This is a genomic window from Embleya sp. NPDC056575, from assembly GCF_042793325.1.
Classification (GTDB): Bacteria; Actinomycetota; Actinomycetes; order Streptomycetales; family Streptomycetaceae; genus Embleya.
On record NZ_JBHTVA010000031.1, the window covers coordinates 25,737 to 44,811 of the forward strand.

Annotated in this window: 13 protein-coding genes and 1 riboswitch; of the genes, 6 read left to right on the top strand and 7 right to left on the bottom strand. The window is 73.2% G+C overall.

Features of this window, described 5'->3' with window-relative positions; genetic code table 11:
• Positions 1-99: 99 nt before the first annotated feature.
• From ACFRCG_RS24415 to ACFRCG_RS24425, 3 genes are all read left to right on the top strand, one after another.
• Positions 100-6,093: a beta-ketoacyl synthase N-terminal-like domain-containing protein gene (locus ACFRCG_RS24415; protein ID WP_380034698.1), complete on the top strand. Its 5,994-nt coding sequence runs from the start codon at positions 100-102 to the stop codon at positions 6,091-6,093.
• A gap of 91 nt (positions 6,094-6,184) precedes the next feature.
• A complete protein-coding gene (locus tag ACFRCG_RS24420) occupies positions 6,185-8,014 on the top strand; it encodes an acyl-CoA dehydrogenase (RefSeq protein ID WP_380034701.1) in 1,830 nt (609 codons plus the stop codon).
• Positions 8,015-8,162: 148 nt separating this feature from the next.
• Positions 8,163-9,947 (top strand): methyltransferase, encoded by a 1,785-nt coding sequence (locus ACFRCG_RS24425; RefSeq protein WP_380034704.1) that lies wholly within the window; start codon positions 8,163-8,165, stop codon positions 9,945-9,947.
• Positions 9,948-10,069: 122 nt separating this feature from the next.
• Here ACFRCG_RS24425 and ACFRCG_RS24430 read toward each other — a convergent pair whose 3' ends face one another.
• Positions 10,070-11,032 (bottom strand): NlpC/P60 family protein, encoded by a 963-nt coding sequence (locus ACFRCG_RS24430; RefSeq protein WP_380034707.1) that lies wholly within the window; start codon positions 11,030-11,032, stop codon positions 10,070-10,072.
• A 6-nt stretch (positions 11,033-11,038) separates the two neighbouring features.
• A riboswitch (cyclic di-AMP (ydaO/yuaA leader) is annotated at positions 11,039-11,195 on the bottom strand.
• A gap of 442 nt (positions 11,196-11,637) precedes the next feature.
• On the opposite strand from ACFRCG_RS24430, the gene ACFRCG_RS24435 reads away from it, so the two are divergent.
• The gene (locus ACFRCG_RS24435; protein WP_380034710.1) at positions 11,638-12,114 is read left to right on the top strand and encodes a DNA-binding protein; all 477 of its coding nucleotides are present in this window, start codon (positions 11,638-11,640) and stop codon (positions 12,112-12,114) included.
• Between the two features lie 12 nt (positions 12,115-12,126).
• Here ACFRCG_RS24435 and ACFRCG_RS24440 read toward each other — a convergent pair whose 3' ends face one another.
• The 3 genes from ACFRCG_RS24440 to ACFRCG_RS24450 form a co-directional block, all read right to left on the bottom strand.
• Positions 12,127-12,711, bottom strand: coding sequence for a TMEM165/GDT1 family protein (locus ACFRCG_RS24440; RefSeq protein ID WP_126642227.1), 585 nt, complete (start codon positions 12,709-12,711; stop codon positions 12,127-12,129).
• 288 nt (positions 12,712-12,999) lie between these two features.
• A complete protein-coding gene (locus tag ACFRCG_RS24445) occupies positions 13,000-13,539 on the bottom strand; it encodes a TetR/AcrR family transcriptional regulator (protein ID WP_380034712.1) in 540 nt (179 codons plus the stop codon).
• Positions 13,536-13,856 (bottom strand): DMT family transporter, encoded by a 321-nt coding sequence (locus tag ACFRCG_RS24450; protein WP_380014501.1) that lies wholly within the window; start codon positions 13,854-13,856, stop codon positions 13,536-13,538. The genes ACFRCG_RS24445 and ACFRCG_RS24450 overlap by 4 nt, the downstream gene beginning before the upstream one ends.
• A gap of 109 nt (positions 13,857-13,965) precedes the next feature.
• On the opposite strand from ACFRCG_RS24450, the gene ACFRCG_RS24455 reads away from it, so the two are divergent.
• Positions 13,966-14,607, top strand: a complete 642-nt coding sequence (locus ACFRCG_RS24455; protein WP_380034715.1) for a uridine kinase — start codon at positions 13,966-13,968, stop codon at positions 14,605-14,607.
• A 38-nt stretch (positions 14,608-14,645) separates the two neighbouring features.
• On the opposite strand, the gene ACFRCG_RS24460 is transcribed toward ACFRCG_RS24455, so the two are convergent.
• Positions 14,646-16,766 carry a hypothetical protein gene (locus tag ACFRCG_RS24460; protein WP_380034718.1) on the bottom strand — a complete coding sequence of 707 codons (2,121 nt, stop codon included), beginning with the start codon at positions 16,764-16,766 and terminating at the stop codon, positions 14,646-14,648.
• A gap of 1 nt (position 16,767) precedes the next feature.
• Positions 16,768-17,175: a WXG100 family type VII secretion target gene (locus ACFRCG_RS24465; protein ID WP_380034721.1), complete on the bottom strand. Its 408-nt coding sequence runs from the start codon at positions 17,173-17,175 to the stop codon at positions 16,768-16,770.
• 333 nt (positions 17,176-17,508) lie between these two features.
• Here ACFRCG_RS24465 and ACFRCG_RS24470 point away from each other — a divergent pair, with 333 nt between their 5' ends.
• Complete coding sequence (locus ACFRCG_RS24470) at positions 17,509-18,234, top strand: flavodoxin family protein (RefSeq protein ID WP_380034724.1); 726 nt, start codon at positions 17,509-17,511, stop codon at positions 18,232-18,234.
• 7 nt (positions 18,235-18,241) lie between these two features.
• Here the strand turns inward: ACFRCG_RS24470 and ACFRCG_RS24475 are convergent, their stop codons facing one another.
• The gene (locus ACFRCG_RS24475; RefSeq protein ID WP_380034727.1) at positions 18,242-18,886 is read right to left on the bottom strand and encodes a histone deacetylase; all 645 of its coding nucleotides are present in this window, start codon (positions 18,884-18,886) and stop codon (positions 18,242-18,244) included.
• Between the last annotated feature and the right edge of the window lie 189 nt (positions 18,887-19,075).

Below are 19,075 nucleotides of genomic sequence, written 5' to 3' on the forward strand. Positions count from 1 at the left end.
CACCCGCACCATGCACACGCATACGCGCGCCATGGTCACCGCCTGTGTGCGCAACGGTCGGCGTGTGGCGGCCCATTCGGTGTGCGGGGGTAGGTGCGGATGGCCATCACGGTGGGCGACTACCTGATCGACGAAACGATGCACGACCGGGTCGAGGACCCGCGTACGCTGCCCGACCTGTTCGCCGAGGCCGCCGCCGCGTGGGCCGACGCACCCGCCGTGTCCGACGGGGAACACACCCGGACCTGGCGCGAATGGCGCGCCGAGTCACACGCGTTGGCCGCCGGACTCCAGGACCTCGGCGTGCGCCCGGGCGACCCCGTGGCGGTACGGCTGGCCAACTCCTGGGAGTTCCTGCTCGCGCATGTCGCGATCGCCGACCTGGGCGCGGTGATGGTGCCGCTGCATCTGGCCCTGGGCCCGCGCGAACTGCGGTCGTTGCTGGAGCGGGTGCCGCCCCGGGTCCTCGTGCTGCCGGCCGAGTGGCGCGGTCGGGACGAACTCGGTGACGCGCGTCGAATATCGGCGGGACTGGCCGTCCCCACTCGCCTGTTGGTGACCGGTGAGGTCACCGAGACGCCCGACGTGCGCTCGTTCGCGGCGCTGCTGCGCGCATACGCCGGCCGCCGGCCACGCCCGGTTCCGGTGCGTCCGGAGCAGCCGTTCGTCCTGCTGCCCTCCTCCGGAACCACCTCCACCCGGCCCAAACTCTGCCTGCACAGCCATGCCGGGCTGCTCGCGAACGCCGCGACGGTGGCCCGGGAGGGGCGCTTCCGGGCGGACGACACGATCGTCAGCGCAAGCGCGTTCACCCACCTGTTCGGCCTGTTGTCGGTCCACCTGTCGGTGCTGGTCGGCCATCGTCAGGCGCTGCTCCCCGCCTGGGACGTCGAGACCTTCGCCGATCTGGCCGCCCGGGTCGACGCCACCGTGCTGTTCGCCGTCCCGGCGCAACTGCGCGACGTGGTGGGCCGGACCGGGACCCACCCGCCGATCCGGCTGCGCGAGGTCCGCACCGGCGGCGCCGCCGTGCCGGGCCGGCTGGTCGCGGAACTGCGCCGCGTCGCCGGGGCCCGCACGATCGTGCAGTGGGGCATGTCCGAACTCGGCGCCGGCACCTACACCCTCCCGGACGATCCACCCGAGGTCGCCGTCCGCAGCATCGGCCGCCCGATACAGGACGCCCGGGTACGGGTGCTGGACGAGAGCGGTGCGCCGTGCGCGCTCGGCGAGGTGGGCGAACTCCAGTACCGGGGGCCGCATGTGTTCCGGGGCTACCTGGGCGACCCGGAACTCACCCGCGCGGCGATGACCGCCGACGGCTGGTTGCGCACCGGGGACCGGGCCGCGCTCGCCGAGGACGGCACCGTGGCCTTCCACGGCCGGCACGCCGAGTCGATCAACGTCGGCGGGCTGAAGTTCGGCGCCGCCGAGGTCGAGGCGGTGCTCGACGAGCTGCCGCAGTTCGCCACCGTCGCGATCGGCGCGCGCCCGGACGCCCGACTGGGCGAATACCCGTGCGCGGTCGCCGCGTTGCGTCCGGGCGCCACGATCGACCTGGACGGGATCCGGGCGCACCTGGCCCGCCGGGAAGTCGCCGAGTACAAGTGGCCGTTGGCGCTGATCGTGGTCGACGAGGTGCCGGTCACCCCGACCGGCAAGATCGCGCGCGGTCGGTTGGCGGAGCTGCTGGCGAGCCCGACCGGCGCGGCGTCCGGCGGCGACCGGGGTGGTGGTGCGGGGAGCCCGACGGGGGTGGGCCGGACGGGGGCCACCGGCCTGGAGCGGCCGATCTCGGCGGAGGCCGACTCGGGCGACCTGATCGACGCGACCGACCCGACCTACCTTGCCGACCCCGCCGACCTGGTTGACCCGACCGCCCCGACCGCCCCGACCGACCCGACCGACCCCGCGATCCGGGCGCCGCGATCAGCCGCCGCGCTCGCCCTGGTCCTCGACCTCACCGCGGACGCGGTCGGTGCCGACCCGGCCGAACCCATCGCGCCCGAGGCCACGTTCGGCTCGCTCGGCCTGCATTCGGCGGCCGCGGTGCGGCTGGCCCTGCGGCTGTCGGACGCGGCCGGGATCCCGCTGCCCAGCACGGTGGTCTACGACCACCCGACCCCGCGCGCGCTGGCCCGACACCTGGTCGCCCTCGGTGGTGCGGCGGAACCCGACGACACCGCCGTGCCGCGGCCGGCCGCCGGAGACGACGACGAACCCCTGGTGATCGTCGGGATGGGCTGCCGCCTCCCCGGCGGGATCGACTCCCCGGCCGACCTGTGGCGCGTGCTCGACGAGGGCCGCGACACGATCACCGAATTCCCCACCGATCGCGGCTGGGACGCGGCGCGGCTGTACCACCCCGACGCCGACCACCCGGGCACCTCCTACGTGCGACACGGCGGATTCGTCGCCGACGCCGCCGACTTCGACGCCCGCTTCTTCGGCATCGGCCCCGCCGAGGCCCTTGCCATGGATCCGCAGCAGCGGCTGCTCCTGGAAACCACGTGGGAGGCGCTGGAGCGGGCCGGCATCGACCCCGCGACCCTGCGCGATACACCCACCGGCGTCTACGTCGGCATGATGGCCGCGGACTACGCGCCCCGCGTCGGCGAGGCCCCGGAGCGCTTCGACGGTCGGCTGCTCACCGGCAACGCCGCGAGTGTGGCGTCCGGCCGGATCGCCTATCAGCTGGGCCTGACCGGCCCCGCGCTCACCGTGGACACCGCCTGCTCGTCGTCGCTGGTCGCCCTGCACCTGGCCGGTCAGGCGCTGCGCCGCGGCGAGTGCACGCTGGCCGTGGTGGGCGGAGTGACCGTGATGGCCGGCCCCGGCTCGTTCGTCGAGTTCAGCCGGCAGCGCGCGCTGGCCGCCGACGGCCGCTGCAAGGCGTTCGCGGCGGCGGCGGACGGCGCCGGCTGGGCCGAGGGCGCGGGCGTACTGATCCTGGAACGGCGCTCCGACGCCCGGCGCCTGGGCCACACCATCCTGGCCGAGCTGCGCGGCTCCGCGGTCAACCAGGACGGCGCGAGCAACGGGCTGACCGCGCCACACGGCGGCGCCCAGGAGCAGGTGATCCGCCAGGCCCTGGCCGACGCCGGACTGACCGCCGACCAGGTGGACGCGGTCGAGGCACACGGCACCGGAACCCCCTTGGGCGACCCGATCGAGGCCCGCGCGATCCTGGCCGGCTACGGCAGCCGGCGCCATGCGCACGCACCGCTGTGGTTGGGCTCGATCAAGTCGAACCTGGGCCACACCCAGGCCGCCGCCGGGATCGCCGGGGTGATCAAGACGGTACTGGCGCTGCGCCACGGCGTACTGCCCCGCACACTCCACGTGGACGCGCCGACCCCCCACGTCGACTGGTCGAGCGACACGGTTCGGCTGCTGACCGCCGCGGCCCCGTGGCCGAGGTCCGCCGACCGCCCCCGCGTCGCGGGTGTATCGGCGTTCGGGATCAGCGGCACCAACGCCCACGTGCTGGTGGCGGAGGCGGACGCGGCCGACGACGCGCCGCACGCACGACCCGCCGCGCCGGGTCGACCCGTGCCCTGGGTCCTGTCCGCGAAGACCCCGGCCGCGCTGCGGGTACTCGCCGAACGGCTGGCCGATCACCCCACCGTCCGGGCCGACTTCGCGCCGGCCGCCGTCGGCCACACCCTTGCCCGCACCCGGACCGGCTTCGGGCACCGCGCCGTCGTGGTCGCCGACGAACCGGCCGCCTACCGGGCCGCGTTGCGCGCGTTCGCCGCGGGGGAGGACACCCCGGACCTGGTCGGCGGGATCGCCGGGCCCGTCGGCGAGGCCGTGTTCGTGTTCCCCGGCCAGGGGTCGCAGTGGGCCGGCATGGTCGACGGACTGCTCGCCGAGTCGCCGGAGTTCGCCCGCTCGATGGCCGCCTGCGATGCGGCTCTGGCCGAACACCTGCACTGGTCCCCGCTCGACGTCCTGCGCGGCGCCGCCGACGGTCCGCCGGCGGACGGAGTCGAGGTGATCCAGGCGGTGTTGTTCGCCACGCAGGTCTCGCTGGCCGAACTCTGGCGCGCGTACGGCGTACGACCCGCCGCCGTGGTCGGACACAGCCAGGGCGAGGTGGCCGCCGCGTACATATGCGGAGCGTTGTCGCTCGCCGACGCCGCCCGGGTGGTCGCCGTACGGGGCCGGGCGGTGCGCGAACTCGCGGGTGGCGCGATGGCCTCCGTCGCGCTGTCCGCCGACGAACTCCGCGCCCGCGCGGCGCTTCGGGACGGCCGGGTGAGCATCGCCGCCGTCAATGCGCCGCGTTCGGTGGTACTCGCCGGGGACGCCCCCGAGGTGGACGCGCTGCTGGCCGAACTGCGGGCCGAGGACGTCCGGGTGGCCCGACTCCCCGTCGACTACGCCTCGCACTCGGCACACGTGGCCGAAGCCGAACACCGCCTGCGCGCCGAACTCGCCGGGATCACCCCGCGCGCCGGGCACATCCCGCTGTACTCCACGGTCGACCCCGGCCGATTGGACACGCGGAGGATGAACGCCGAGTACTGGTACCGCAATCTGCGCCTGCCGGTCGCGTTCGACACCACCGTCGGCAAGCTGCTGACCGACGGCCACCGCTGCTTCGTCGAACCCAGTCCGCATCCGCTGCTCACCCACGCCGTGCACGAGAGCGCGGAGGCGGCCGGACGGGACGTGGTGACCGTGGGCAGCCTGCGCCGGGGCGACGGCGGCATGCGCCAATTCCTGCTGTCGATGGCCGACGCGTACGTCCAGGGCGTGTCCGTCGATTGGCGGTCGATCTGCCCCGGGCAGGCGCGGGACCTGGTCGAATTGCCCACCTATCCGTTCCGGCGGGAGCGGTACTGGCTGCCCGACACGTCGACACCGACCGGCCCGTTGTCGCCCACGCCCGACCGACCCGCCGACGCCGACACCGCCGGAACCGCCGACCGTATTCGCGCCCTCCCGGAAGCCGAGGGCCGGATCGCCGTGTCGGACCTGGTCCGGCGGATCGCCGCCGACGTGATCGGATATCCCGACGCCGACGAGATCCCGGCCGAACGGGCCTTCCAGGAACACGGGTTCGACTCGCTCGCCGCGGCCCGCCTGCGCCGCCGGCTGACCGACCTGCTCGGCGTCCGGCTGCCCGCCCAAGTCGTGTTCGACCTCCCCACCCCGGCCCGACTCGCCGGGTACGTCTGGACCCGGGTCGTGGACGCCGCTTCGCCTGCCACATCCTCCGCCGAACTGCCGGACGGGCTGGCCGGGTTGGTGCGCCGAGCCTGCGCGGACGGACAGGCCGCCGTCGCCCTGGACATCCTCGCGAGCGCGTCGCGGCTGCGATCCGCCTTCGACGCCTCCGGCGCGCCCGCGCACGCCTCGATCGGCCGCACCCGGGCCCGGGGCGAGGCGCACCCGGAACTGATCTGGCTACCCTCGGTGTTGCCGATGAGCGGGCCGCACGAGTATGCCCGCCTCGTGGCCCGCTGGGCCGGGGTGCGGACGGTCCACGTCCTGTCCCAACCGGGCTTCCTGGCCGGCGAACCGCTGCCGCGCGACCTGGACGCCCTCGTCGCGGCACACGTCGCCGGTCTGGAACGCCGGCACGGTTCGGCGCCGTTCGTGGTGTGCGGCCACTCCTCCGGCGGGCTGATCGCCCACGCGGTGGCGGGCCGCCTGGAGGCGCTCGGCCGGCCGGCCGAGGGGGTGGTCCTGCTCGACACCTCGCGACCGGATCCCGACCTCCTCGCCACGGCGCTGCCGACGATCCTCGCCGCGCCCACGGCCGGGTCCGGGACGGACGCCGACCTCGGGACCGACGCCCGCCCCGAGTCCGCCGACCCGATCGACGCCGGCCCGACCCGGCTCACCGCGACCGGCGCCTACCTCCGCATCCTGACCGCCCGGCAACCGGAGCCGATCGGCACGCCCACGCTGCTGCTCCGGGCCGAACGACCGCTCATCGGGGCCGCCGACTGGGCGCTCCCGCACACCCGCGTGGACGTGCCCGGCGACCACTTCTCGGTGCTCGACGCGCACGCCGCACCGGTGGTCGCGGCGGTCGAATCCTGGCTGCTCCGGCTCCCGTTCGACGCGGCAGATCGGTGACCACCCCCTCCGCACCCCGTCCGCCCGTCGTACCACCGCACCGCCGGCCCCCGGCGTCGTGCGGCCGCCCCTTGTGTCAGGAGCCACCCGGATGACCGAGCACGCCCGGCGAACAGCCGTGGGAAACGCCCCTGTGCCGCCCACCGAGCCCGCCTTCCCCGACCCCGCCAAGCTGTTCGCCGACGTGCTGTTCGATCCGCCGACGGGGCCCGACGCGGCGATCGCCGGGCCGGTCCGGGACACGCTGACCTATCGGCGGGTGCGGTGGCTGCACGAGCGCATATCCGGCGAGGATCCGCTCCTGCACCATCCCGCGTACCTGCGCGAACTGCTCGAACTCGCCGCGATGGTCGACCCGAGCGTGTTCCACGTGATGTTCCTGCACCACTGCATGACCCTCGGCCCCGCGCTGGACTTCGGGGCGAGCCCCCGGGACATCGCCGAACTGGCCCTCGGCCCCTCGATCGGCGCCGCTCTGATGACCGAGGTGGGCCGGGGCAACAGCTCCGCCGGCATCCGCACCGAGGCGGTCTGGGACCCGGCCGGCGAGGCGTTCGACCTGCACACCCCGGACGCCGGGGCGAGCAAGTACCCACCCAACGTGGGCCTTTCCGGTGTGCCCCGAGTGGCGGTCGTCGGCGCGCGGATCGTGGTGGACGGCATCGGCCGGGGCACCGGGCTGTTCCTGGTGCCGCTGCGGGACGAGGCCGGCCCGTGCCCGGGGGTGGTGATCACGCCGCGACCGCCGACCGGGCTGCTGCCACTGGACTACGCGGCCGTACGCTTCGACCACGTCCGGGTGCCCGCCGACCGCTGGTTGCGCGACGGGGCCACGATCACCGCACCGGACGGCCATCACGACCCGCTCGACCCGGCGGGCCGCAGCCGGCGCAGCCAAGGCCAGAGCAGGTTCGCCTGGGGAGCGATCACCGCCGGGATGGCCGCCGTCACGCGCGCCGCGACCGCGATCGCCCTCGGGCACGCCCACCGGCGCCGCACGGTCGGCCGCTTCGATCCGGAAACCCCGGCGCTGGCCCACCGCAACCAGCAGCGCGCACTGTTCGGCGCCCATGCGGCGGCCTTGACCGCGACGGTGCTGGCCCGCCGGGCGACCGACCTGTGCTGGCGGTTGCCGGTGCACCGGGGGGCCGATCGGGGTCTGCCGCCGGCCGCGATGCGCACCGCCTCGCTGCTCAAGGTGACCACCGATCGACTCGCCGAACAGGCCGTGTCGCGCTGTCGGCGGGCGTGCGGCGCGTTCGGCTTCTTCGCGGAGAACCGGCTGATCGACTACCAGGGCCTGGCGATGGCGTTCAACGCGGCGGGCGGCGACAACCAGTTGATCCTCCTCGACGCGGGCTGGTCCATGGCCACCGGCGTCGACTACGAGCCCCCGGCGGCGCCCGACGCGCCCCACGACCCCGGCGCCCCGGGCCGCTGCACCGCGCCCCTCGAACGCGGCGGCTGGGCGGGCCTGTTCCGCGCCCGCGAGCGACTGTTGCACGAAGAACTCGTCGAACGGCTGCGGATCGGCGCCGAGCGGGGGACCGACCCGTTCGTCCTGCGCAACGACTGCGCGGATGCCGCCGAACGCCTGGGCGAGGCGCACGCGGCGCGGATCACCGTCGAGGCGCTGCTCCACGACGCCCGCCCGACGTTCGGACACCGGGTGGCCGAGCCGGTGCTCGACGACCTGTGCCTGGTCCGGGTCCTGGAGGAAGTCGCGGCGCACGACGGCTGGTTCCTGGCCGTTGGTCTGCTCACCGCCGACGAGGTACGCACCCTGTCGGCGCGGATCGACGCCGCGTGCGCCCGACTGGCGCCGCACGCCGCGGCGTTGGTCGACCTGCTGGACGTGCCGCCGGGCCTGGTCCGGAGCGCCCTGGCCGGGCACGACCCGATCGGCGACCCGACGACGTGACGCCCCGCCGCCCCCGGATCCGCCTCCCCGGGCAACCCCCTGACCCCCCATGCCTCCACAGGGCGCCCCGCCCCGACCCGCGCACCCCCGCCGGGCCGTTCGGGACGCGCGCGCACCACCCCTCGGACCACGGACAAACGGAGCTTTGATGAACCCTGCACCTTCGACGGCGGTCCCGACCGGGATCGCCCCCGAGTACCTGTCCGATCCGGACGCCGACCGTATCCGCGCGTTGATCGAGCACGTGTGCGGACACGGCGCGGCGGACATCCTCCGGGCCGCGCTGCCGCCGGGAGTTCCCGACGCGGTCGTGGACATGGTGTCCCGGCACTGCCGCTTCGACCACGCCGCGCTGCTCGTCTTCCCGGAGCGGCTCGGCGACCTGCTCGACCGACTGCCGCACTGGGGATTACGGACCACCGAAGTCGTGCCCAGCACCGTCGTTCGCGACCGGATCGCCGAACGCCTGGGCCTGCGCGCGGAATCGGTCGAGGTACACATCGTGCGATGCTCGCTGCCCGGCGACGGGGTCGCCGCCTGCGAGGGCCGCAACCTCGAACTGTTCGCCGTGGCACCGGTCCCGGGAGCCGACTTCGCCCGACTACGGGCCGAGGAGCGGGCCCGCAACGGCGAGACACACTTCGCCTTCCGCGTGGTCGAGCCGACTCCGGTCACCCTCCTGGATCTGCACGACCTGCTGGTGTCCCGGGACGAGGTATTGCGGGACGGCGGCGGCTTCAATCCGCACGAGGACACCTTCGTGCTGTACTTCCGCAGCACCGGCGGACCGGCCTCGGACCGCTGGCCGCGCCGCCTGGAGATCCTGGCCACCGGATCGTATCCCGAGGTGCTTCGGCGGCACGCGGCTCCGAACCCGGCGACCGGCCGAGCAGGTTCGCCGGCGCACGAGGGTCCGCCGCGCGAGGACCCGACCCGGGAGATGTTGCACCTGGTCACCGGCGCGTGGGTGACGCAGGCGATCGGTGTCGCGGCGCGGCTGGGCCTGGCCGACCACCTCGGCGACGGGTCCCGGTCGGTGGCCGATCTGGCCGAGGCGGCGGGCGCCGAACCGGACCGCCTGGGGCGGCTGATGCGCCTGCTGGCCGGGCACGGGGTGTTCCGGGCCGAGGCGGACGGGCACTATCGGCTCACCGAGCGCGGTGCGCTGCTGCGCACCGATCGGGACGGATCGTTGGCCGCGCTGGCGGACCTGTACAGCGGTCTGTTCTTCACGTCGTATCTGGGGCTGGAGCACACGGTGCGCACCGGCGAGGACGCGTTCACCCGGGTGCACGGCCGGGAGTCGTTCGAGTATTTCGCCGAACACCCGGACGACGCCCGGTTGTTCCGGGAGGCGATGGCGTTCGGCACGATCGTCTTCGACGCGGTGCCGGCCGCCCTGGACCTGCCGCCGGCCGCGACGGTGGTCGATTTCGGGGGCGGCGACGGGGAGTTGCTTCTCCGGGTGTTGGGTGAGCATCCGACCGCGCGCGGAGTGCTCTTCGAGCGGGGGCATGTCATCGACGCCGCCCGGGAGTTGCTCGCCGCGTCGGCCGCCGAGGAGCGGTGCGACCTGGTGGTCGGCGACTTCTTCGCCGATCCGCTGCCCGGCGGGGCGGACGTGTACCTGCTGGCTCGGATCCTGCACGACTGGGCGGACCCCGAGTGCCTGATCGTGTTGCGGGCCCTGGCCCGGGCGATGCCGGTCGACGCACGTCTGGCGATCGTCGAGCGGCCGATCGTCGAGGCGGGCCGGTCGGTGTTGCCGCTGCGCTTCGACATCCAGATGATGACCAACGCGCGGGGCCGCGAGCGCACGGTGGCGGAGTATCGCGCGTTGCTGGCCGAGGGCGGCTTCGAACTGCTCGACCTGCGACCGCTGCCGCTGGACATGGCGGTACTCACCGCCCGACCGCGCCCCACGCGGGAGTAGGCACCGGACGTGCGACGGCGCTGTGCCCCCGACCACGGTCGGGGGCACAGCGCCGTGCCACTGCTGCCACTGCCACTGCTGTGCGATGGTCACCCGGGCGCCGCCGCGGCCGGGTCGCGCGATCAGTTCGGGCGGGTCGCGCCGGCGATCGGCATGGTGTTGATCGAGGCGATCTCCACCGGCTTGCGCGAGTTGGCGGCGTGCACCATCTTGCCGTCGCCGATGTAGATGCCGACGTGGCTGATGCCCGAGTAGAAGAACACCAGGTCGCCGGGCTGCAGGTTGGCGATCGACACGTGCGGGTCGGCGGCGAACTGGTCGTTGGTCACGCGCGGCAGCGAGATGCCCGCCGCCTTGTACGCGGCCTGGACCAGACCCGAGCAGTCGTACGCGTTCGGGCCGGTGGCGCCGTACACGTACGGCTTGCCGACCTGCGCCTTGGCGAAGGCGACGGCCTGGGCGGCCTTGCTCGACGTGTTCGAGGAACCGCCGGTGGGCGCCTGGTTGCCCTTCGAGCCACCGGTGGCCGGCTTGGCGGCGGGCTTGGCCGCGACGTCGACCGACGGCTTGCTCGTCGGCTTCGGCGCGGTCGTGCCGGTGACCGCGGTCTTCGGCTGGACCTGGATGCTCGGCTTGGCGGGGGCCTCCGCCTTGGGCTGCGCGGGCGCCGAGCCGGTCAGCCGCAGGGTCTGGCCGATCTCGATCAGGTCCGGGCCGGACGGGAGCACGTCGCGGTTGAGCTGGTACAGGCTCTGCCAGCCGCCGGAGACCTTGTTGGTCAGCGCGAGCTGGGACAGCGTGTCACCGGCCTGGACCAGGTAGCGGGCCTTCTCCGCGGCGGTGGCGGCCGCGGGCGCGGCGACCTCGGCCTGGACCGGGGCACTGTCGACCGCGGCGGTCGGCGTGGCCGACAGCACGGCGGAGGCGCCGGTGGGGGTCTGGTCGGTGGTGGGGACCTGCGCGTGGGCCGCACCGGCACCGGCGACCGGGATGACGGCTCCCATGCCGGCGATGCCCACCGCCGCGACGAAGCGGCGGACGTTGGCGGGGCGGGCGGCTCGGTGGCGAGCGTTTGCGGACAGCATGAAATGGGGTCCTCTCCTGTCGCCTACGAGGTGAGCTGTCGGATTCGGACTGGAGCAGCCCGGTCGCTTCACGCGACTTCACCCCTAGCCGTCACCGGAACGATCCCGGCCACGGCGATTCACCTGGTTCCCCCGCTCCCGTCGGATTCTTCGCTGTAGACATCCCGCTGCCGGCGACGGGATTCGGCGTACCGGCGGCAGGGTTCACCCGAAAGGTGAATCGGCGAGAAAGGTAGGCAATGCGATGGGGAGATCACAACCGAATCGCAGAGTTTGCCCGGAGTGTAAAGGCGGAATAAAGGCGACATCTCGGCCGGCTTCGGTCGGAAGCACCCGCGATGACGAGGGCATATCTCGGAGAGTGGCGTGACGGAGCGGTAACGGAAAATAGTCGAGATCCGTCGTCGGCCACCGGAAATGAATTGCAACCCGAAGTCGGCTATATAATTTATGTCCGTTTTATCCATGCGGGCTACATCACATTCCGGGCATCGGGTCGGCCGTGCCTCGCACCCGCATCCCGGCAGATGTGAACAAGTTGTTCACCACGAATCGTGCGACACGATCCATTGACATCGATCCGTGCGTCCCGGCATGCTGTGATCATGTCTTCGACTCCGGATACTCCCGCGACCCCCGAATCCCACGACCCCTTCACCGCGCCCGACCCCGAGCAGGCGCGGGCCCAGCGCGTACACGCCTCCCTGTTCCGGATCGCCGAGCGGCACGCGGCCACCGACGAGCAGCGCGCCCGGCAGGTGCATCCGTACATGCTCGGCCCGCACGAGGCGATCCGGCTGGTGTCGTTCCTGCTCAGCGGTATCGCGCAACCCGCCGACGGCGAGCCGGCGGTCGACCACGCCGACATCACCGCCGCGCTGAGCCTGATCCCGATGGCCCGGGGCGAGATGGACGACCTGGAGGCGGGGCTGCTCCGGATGGCCCGGGGGCGCGAGATGACCTGGCAGGAGATCGCCTTCGGCCTGGGCCTGGGCACCCCGCAGGCGGCCCGCCAGCGCTACGAACGCCTGCTCGGCCGCACCACGCCCGAGTCGGAGGACGACCCGGCCCCCCAGGCCTGAGCGCCCACCGGGTCAGCCCGCGAAGACCTCGACCAGGGACCAGATCGCCAGGCCGAGCATGCACACCCCGCCGATCCGCTGCACGGTCTGCAACGGCATGCGCTTGGCGATGAACCGCCCGGCGAGCAGCGCCAGCGCGGACACCGACATCAGCGCCGCGACCGAGCCGATCGCGGTGGACCAGGTGCCGTTGGTGGCGGCCAGGTTGGCGGTGGTGATCTGGGTCAGGTCGCCCCACTCGCTGATGAACACGGCCATGAAGGCGGTCGAGAACACCGCCCGGAACCCGGTGATCCGCGCGCCGCCGCCGTCCGCGTCCTCGTCGTCGGCACCACCGCGCAGCAGCATGAACGCGCCGAAGCCGAACAGCGCGGCGGAGACGAGCTTGACGATCCAACCGGGGAGCAGGCCGAGCAGACCGCCCGCGCCCACGGCGAGCGCGACGTGCACGGCGAACGCGGTCGAGGTGCCGAACCAGACGTAGAGCGGGCGCATGCGGGTGCCCATGGCGAGCGACGCGAACATGGTCTTGTCCGGTAGCTCGGCGAGGAAGATCAGCCCGAAGGCGGTCAGGATCGCCAGGAGGTCGAGGTGCATTCCGGGTGGCTTTCTACGAGAGCCGGGCCCCGGGTCTTCACGAAGCGCCGCTCGGCGGATTGGAGGACCACTCGGCCCGGCACGACGGGGTGCGTCCGCGAGATTCGCGGACGCGTCGTTGCCTGGCCGAAGGTCTCGCCCACCCGTGATGATCGGGCCCGGCCACCGGGAACCCGAGGGCTCCAGCATGTCGACGACCGGTTCGCGGGGCTACTCCCCTTCGCTGACCGCGACCCTACCGCATGCGTACGACCCGCCCGAGCGTCGCCGCGCGGACCCGGGTCCGGCTCACGACGTCAGGCAGCGTGCCAGGGACCAGCGCAGTTGCTCCTCGTCCAGCGGCGTGCCCAGGGTCAGCACCTGCAACATCGTGCCGTCCAGGAGCGTGACCGCCGCCACGGCGGCGGGCGGTCCGAACCGGTCGGCCAGGAAGCCGCCGATCCCCTCGACCCACGCTCGCGCGAAACCGCGCAACTCGGGGCTGCGCGCCGCCGCCAGATACAACTCGTACTCGACCAGCGCCCGAGGTCGGTCCGCGAGGTATTCGGCGGTGAGCGTGGTGAGCACGCCGGGCACGTCGTCGCTGCCCCGAATCCGCGCCGCCCAGTCCTCCACCATCCGCGCCGTCTCCGCCGACGCGTACGCCAGTGCCGCGGCGACCAGGTCGTCGAGCGACGCGAAGTAGTACGTGGTCGCCCCCAGCGGGACCTCGGCCCGCGCCGCGACCAGGCGGTGCGTGGTGTTGCCGACACCCACCTCGGCGATGGCCTGGACGGCGCCGCGTACGATCCGCAACCGCCGGCCCTCCGGGTCCCGGGTCGCGGTCAATGCGCACCACCCAGGTTGAGCACCACGACGCCCGCGATCACCAGGGCCATCCCGAACGCCTTGAGCAGCGTCATCGGCTCGTTCAGGAACACCGCGCCGACCAGGGCGATCGCCACCGTCCCGAGCCCCGACCAGATCGCGTACGCCGTGCCCACCTGCAACTGGCGCAGCGAGAGCGTCAGGAGATAGAAGGCGCCGGCATAGCCGCCCAGGCACGCCAGCGTCGGCCACAACCGGGTGAAGCCGTCCGTGCTCTTGAGCAGACTGGTCGCGATCACCTCACACGAGATCGCCAACCCCAGGAACAACCAGGCCATGCGCCCTCCCCACCGAGTTGTACAGATGTACAAGTACAAATGTACTGGAGCGAGGTGCGCGGTCGCCGGCCCCGGTGCGCCCGGTCGTGGTGGTGGGTAGGCTGCGCCGATGCCCACCGAACGGCCCGAACGGCTCGATCCGCGCCGGTGCGCGACGGCCGTCCGGTTGGCCGCGTGTGTCGTGGCGCTCCCGCCGTCCGTCGGCCGGACCCGGTTGATCGTGGTGGACGGGATCGGCGGCTCGGGCAAGACCACGTTCGCCGACACGCTCGCCGCGCACCTGCCCGGCGCACCCGTGGTGCGGTTGGACGACTTCGCCCGGCCCGGCGACTTCTTCGGCTGGCTGCCGCGGTTGCGCGAGCAGTTGTTGACGCCGCTGGCGCGGCACGAGGCGGCGCGGTGCGACATCTACGACTGGCCCGCCTACCGGATCGGCGGCTACCGGGAGATACCGGCCGCCCCGGTGGTGATCCTGGAGGGCGTCGGCGCGGCCCGCCGGGAACTCGGTACGGTCACCGCGCTGCGCGTCCTGGTCGACACCCCGGCCGAGGCCGCCGCCGCCCGCACGCTGGAGCGCGACGGGCCCGGGCTCGCCTGGTTCTGGCGGTTGTGGCGCACCGCCGAGGCCGCGCACCTGGCGGCCGACCGTCCCTGGGAGCGCCCCCATGTGCGCGTCGACGGTACGAGCGGCAGGCTCGTGCCGCCCGGATCGCCCGCCTCACCGGCCGGGGCCGTCGCCGGATCCGGGTGAGCCCGCCGCCCGGGGGGTGGGCGGCGGGCTCGATCGTGCTACTTGCGGGCCAGTCGCCGCGCGGCGGTGTCCATCGCCTGGGCCCGGCGGTCCTCGGCCAGGTCGGCGATCTCCTCCGGACTGGTGGTGTTCGCCCGCGCGTACTCCTCCGCCATCGCCTGCGAACTCGACCAGCCACTCCAGTAGTTCTCGGTCCGGCTGAGCCCGGAGCCGTGTTCGAGGGCGGCGGTGTCGGCGGCCAGGGCGTGGGCCGTGTAGATGTCCATCATCCGGCCGGCGGGAACACCGACGTGCGGGATGTAGCTCAGGATCTGCGCACTCGCGAGGGTCTGGTACTTGCGGTTCCAGGTCGCCTCGGTGACCCCCGCCTCGCGCGCCGCCACGATCGACTCGTCGCGCAGACCGTCCATCGTGCCCAGCGCGTTGAACGCCTGCCGGGCCTCGACGTCCATCGCCGGCAGTGCCCCCGGCGCCTTGACCACCGGGTGTGCGGCCAGCACGCCGGCGGCGTGTTCGACGGTAGCACCGTGCATCACCGCGAACGCCTCGGGGTCGTTGCCCGCGCCGGTGATCACCCGCATCAGGTCCCGGTCGTGGAACATCGCCCCGTTCTGCCCGTCCTTGGCGACCAGTTGGTCGTACACGCCGTCGCCCATGTACGACGCCACCATGTTGCCGACGCTGTCCCGCAGGTTGGCCGCGAACTTGCCGCGCAGGCCGTCGTCGCCGCCGAGTGTGGCAACCGTGTCCCGCATGATCTGCCGCATCGTCTCGTCGTGCGGGGGATGCGGGCCGCCGGGCAGTCCGTAGCCGCCGCCGGGCGTCTGTCCGGTCGAGGCGGCCTCCAACGCCCCGCCCAACCGGTCGAGTCCGGGCGGGTTGTACCCCTCCGGGATCGGGCCCGGGCCGGCCCAGTCCGGCAACCAGTGCCGCTCGAGCATGTAGCCGACCTCGCCGGGGTGCTTGGCGGGGTCGAAGAACTCCTTCGACGCCTCGGGGTTGTTGCCGAAGGCGGCCATCAGGCCGGTCATCGGGTCCAGCCCCGCCCCGTGTCCGTCGGCGATGTCGAGTCGGAACCCGTTGTACATCGCGCCCGACGGCGTGTTCTTCATCCATACGGCGGGATCGTCCCGCTCCATGGCGCGCATGTCCTGGCCGATCAGGCGCAGGAAATCGGTGTCCTGATGCCCGGTGTCGAGCAGGGTGCCCAGGAGTTGATATCCGTAGGGCCGAAACGAATACAGCCCGATGTCGGTCTTCTCCCGGCCGGCCCGCATGAGTTCGTCGACCCACGCCCGATCGACGTGTGGCCCGGGGCCCTTTCCGGTACCGGCGGCCAGCACCCGACCGAGGTCGGCCTGGATCGCCTTCAGGTCCTCCTGTAAGCCCTTGGGCGCGTCGCCGCCGCCCAGCTTGGCGATCATCCCCGCCAGCCAGAGCGTGCCGCGCGGGCCCTGTTGGTTCAGGAACGGGGTACCGAACGCCGGGTCGTCGGCGTTGGCGGCGAGCAGGTTGCGCAGTTCGCCGCGCTCGGCCGGGCTGAGCATCATCAGCCGATCGGCCAGGTCGGTCGCGCGGCGCGCGTCCTGGGCCGGGCCCGCGCCGACCGCCCTGCCGTTGAACTTCTTCGGATCGCCGCCGCGCGTGTCCGCGTCCAGCGCGAAGGCGGCGCGCTGGTCGGCGGCGGTGGCCTCGGTCAGCGCCCTGCCGATCCGGTCCGCGATGCCCTGCGCCGCCTCCTTGAGCGGCTTGGTCACCGCGTCGTAGTCGTCCGGGGGCAGGTTGCGGGCGTACGACGGCGCGGTCCAGTGCACGCCGCCGCTGTCGTCCACGGTCAACTTCTGGTCGGCCGCGTCGGCGATCGCCCTGGTCAGGTGCTCCTTGGCGGTCTTCAGGTCGCTCGCCGCGTCGAGCAGTACCGTGCGCAGCGCCGCCGCCTCGGTGTGCGCGTCCTCCATCTGGCCGGACATGGCCCGGAGTTCGCCGATGGCGGCGGTGGCCTCGGCACCCTTCCAGGCGCCGCCGGCGAGCGGGGAGACCACGTCGCGGTCCACGTCCCCGTGCTGGGTGTGCATGCGGTCGGGCAGCGTGGCCCACACCTCGGCCGCGGTGACGAGCGTGCCCAGGTCGACGTCGCGCAGGTGGATGAAATCGACCACGTCAGCCCCCGAAGGTCGTGCAGACGGATCCCTCGGTGTCGCGCCATGTGGTCGCCGCGCTGTTCAGGTTCCCGGCCCGGCCGGCAAGGGTGTCGGCGACCGCGATGGTGCGGTCGTGCCACGCGGTGTGCGCGGCGTCCACCGCCTTGGCCAGGTCGAAGCCGCCGAGCGCCTTGGTCACCGGTTCGAGTGCGGTGACGCCCTTGAGGCCGGTGGTGCGGAAGTCCCCCGCGATCTCCCGAAGTCGGCCGGCGGCGGTGTCCAGGGTGCCGGGCTCGACATGTACGTCGGGTGCCTGCGGTGCGCAACCCGGGCGCGGGTCGGGCCTGTTCGTGGCGGCGAACGCACTGCCGTCCATTTTCACCCGGGGCAGCCCCGGATTGAGTATCGAGTCGAAATCGGTCGTCATGCCATAACCCCCGAGTCACCGATGCGATACGCGCCATACACGCGCGATACACGGCCATCCAAGACCACCGGCTCGCGGTGATCAACCGATCCGTGGACATCGCGGGGGATGATGCCGGATCGGGACCGCGGGCGGGGAGTGGGCCGACGGGCGCCGGTGTTGCGCCGAGCGGGTGGGACGGGGCGCGGCGGTGGGCGAGGTGCGGGGGAATGTACCGCCCCGGGGTGATCGGATGCGAGAGGCCGGCGCCGGGACGTCCTCGGTCGTCCGCCGCACCGGCCCCGCGTCACCGCGGTTCACCGCCGTCGAGACAAGAGACAAGAGGAGCCTTCGATGCCCGACTTCGGACCACCGCCCGCGCGCTACGACGACCTGCGAGCGCTGTTCGTGAACTGCACCCTCAAACGTTCCCCGGAGACCAGCAACACCCAGGGCCTGGTGGACATCAGCCGCGGCATCATGACCCGACACGGGGTCGCGGTCGACGAGTTCCGGGCGGTGGACCACGAGATCGCCACCGGGGTCTGGCCGAACATGCGCGAGCGCGGGTGGCCGAGCGACGAGTGGCCGGAGTTGTACGAGCGGGTGATGGACGCGGACATCCTGGTCCTGGCCGGGCCGATCTGGCTCGGCGACAACAGTTCGGTGCTCAAGCGGGTGGTGGAGCGGCTGTACGCGTGTTCCAGCCTGCTCAACGAGGCCGGGCAGTACGCCTATTACGGGCGGGTCGGCGGGTGTCTGATCACCGGGAACGAGGACGGCGTCAAACACTGCGCGATGAACGTGCTGTACAGCCTTCAGCACCTCGGCTACACCATCCCGCCACAGGCGGACGCGGGGTGGATGGGCGAGGCCGGGCCGGGGCCGTCGTATCTGGATCCCGGGTCGGGCGGTCCGGACAACGACTTCACCAACCGCAACACCACCTTCATGACCTGGAATCTGCTGCACCTGGCCCGGCTGCTCAAGGACGCGGGCGGGGTGCCGGCGTACGGCAACCAGCGGGCGGGGTGGGACGCCGGGTGCCGGTACGACTTCGAGAATCCGGACTATCGCTGAGGGGCGGTCAACTCGGCGGGCCGGGCGGGTCCGGCGGGCTGGGCAGTTCGGCGATCGTGTCCTCGGTCCAGGTGCCGGCCGCGCCCGGGCAGCCGGCGAGGTAGCGGGCGGCGCGCCGGCGGGACCAGCCGTGCGCCTCGCCGAGACCGGCGCTCAGGTGGTGCAGATACGCGGCGGCGGGGGCGTTCCACGGCATGTCGGCGCTGCGGGACGGCGTGGTCAGCGTGAGTATCGGCAGGCCGTCGGCCATACCGACGCGGACCACCGTCTCGTAGCGGCCCGGGCCGAGGGTCATCCGCCCGGTGGCCGCCAAGTCGCCGAGGTCCAGGTCGCGCCCGGGGGCGCGGTGCATCTCCTGTGCGGCGAGGTCGGCGAACTGCCCGAGGGTCAGCAGGTATGCCCGGCCGGGTGTGCGACCCGGGTCCAGCGGGTCGTACAGGGCGAGTCCGCCGGTCCATACCTTCGACTCGAGGGCGAAGTACATCCGGCCCGGCAGCACCACCGGCCGCGTCGCGCGCGGCGCGGCCGGGTCCCGGCATCCCGGATAGTCCCGGACACCGCCGGGGGGCCGGCCGCCGCGCAGGTAACAGTCGAGGCGGGCGGCGTGCATGTTGGACCCGTACGCGACAAACCACACCAGATCGGAACGCACGTCCGGCAGCCTAGGCCCTGCGTGCGCCCCGAAGCGGCGAACCGCGCCCGGATTCGGGCGGTCGGCGGTGCCGGGCGCGCTCACCCTGGACCTTTTCTTCGCTGTGCGAAGCGCGGATTCCGCGGCTCGCGACGGCGTACTTCGCCGAGATCGCGGCCGGATACCGCTGATCCGGTGCCCGGCTTCGGG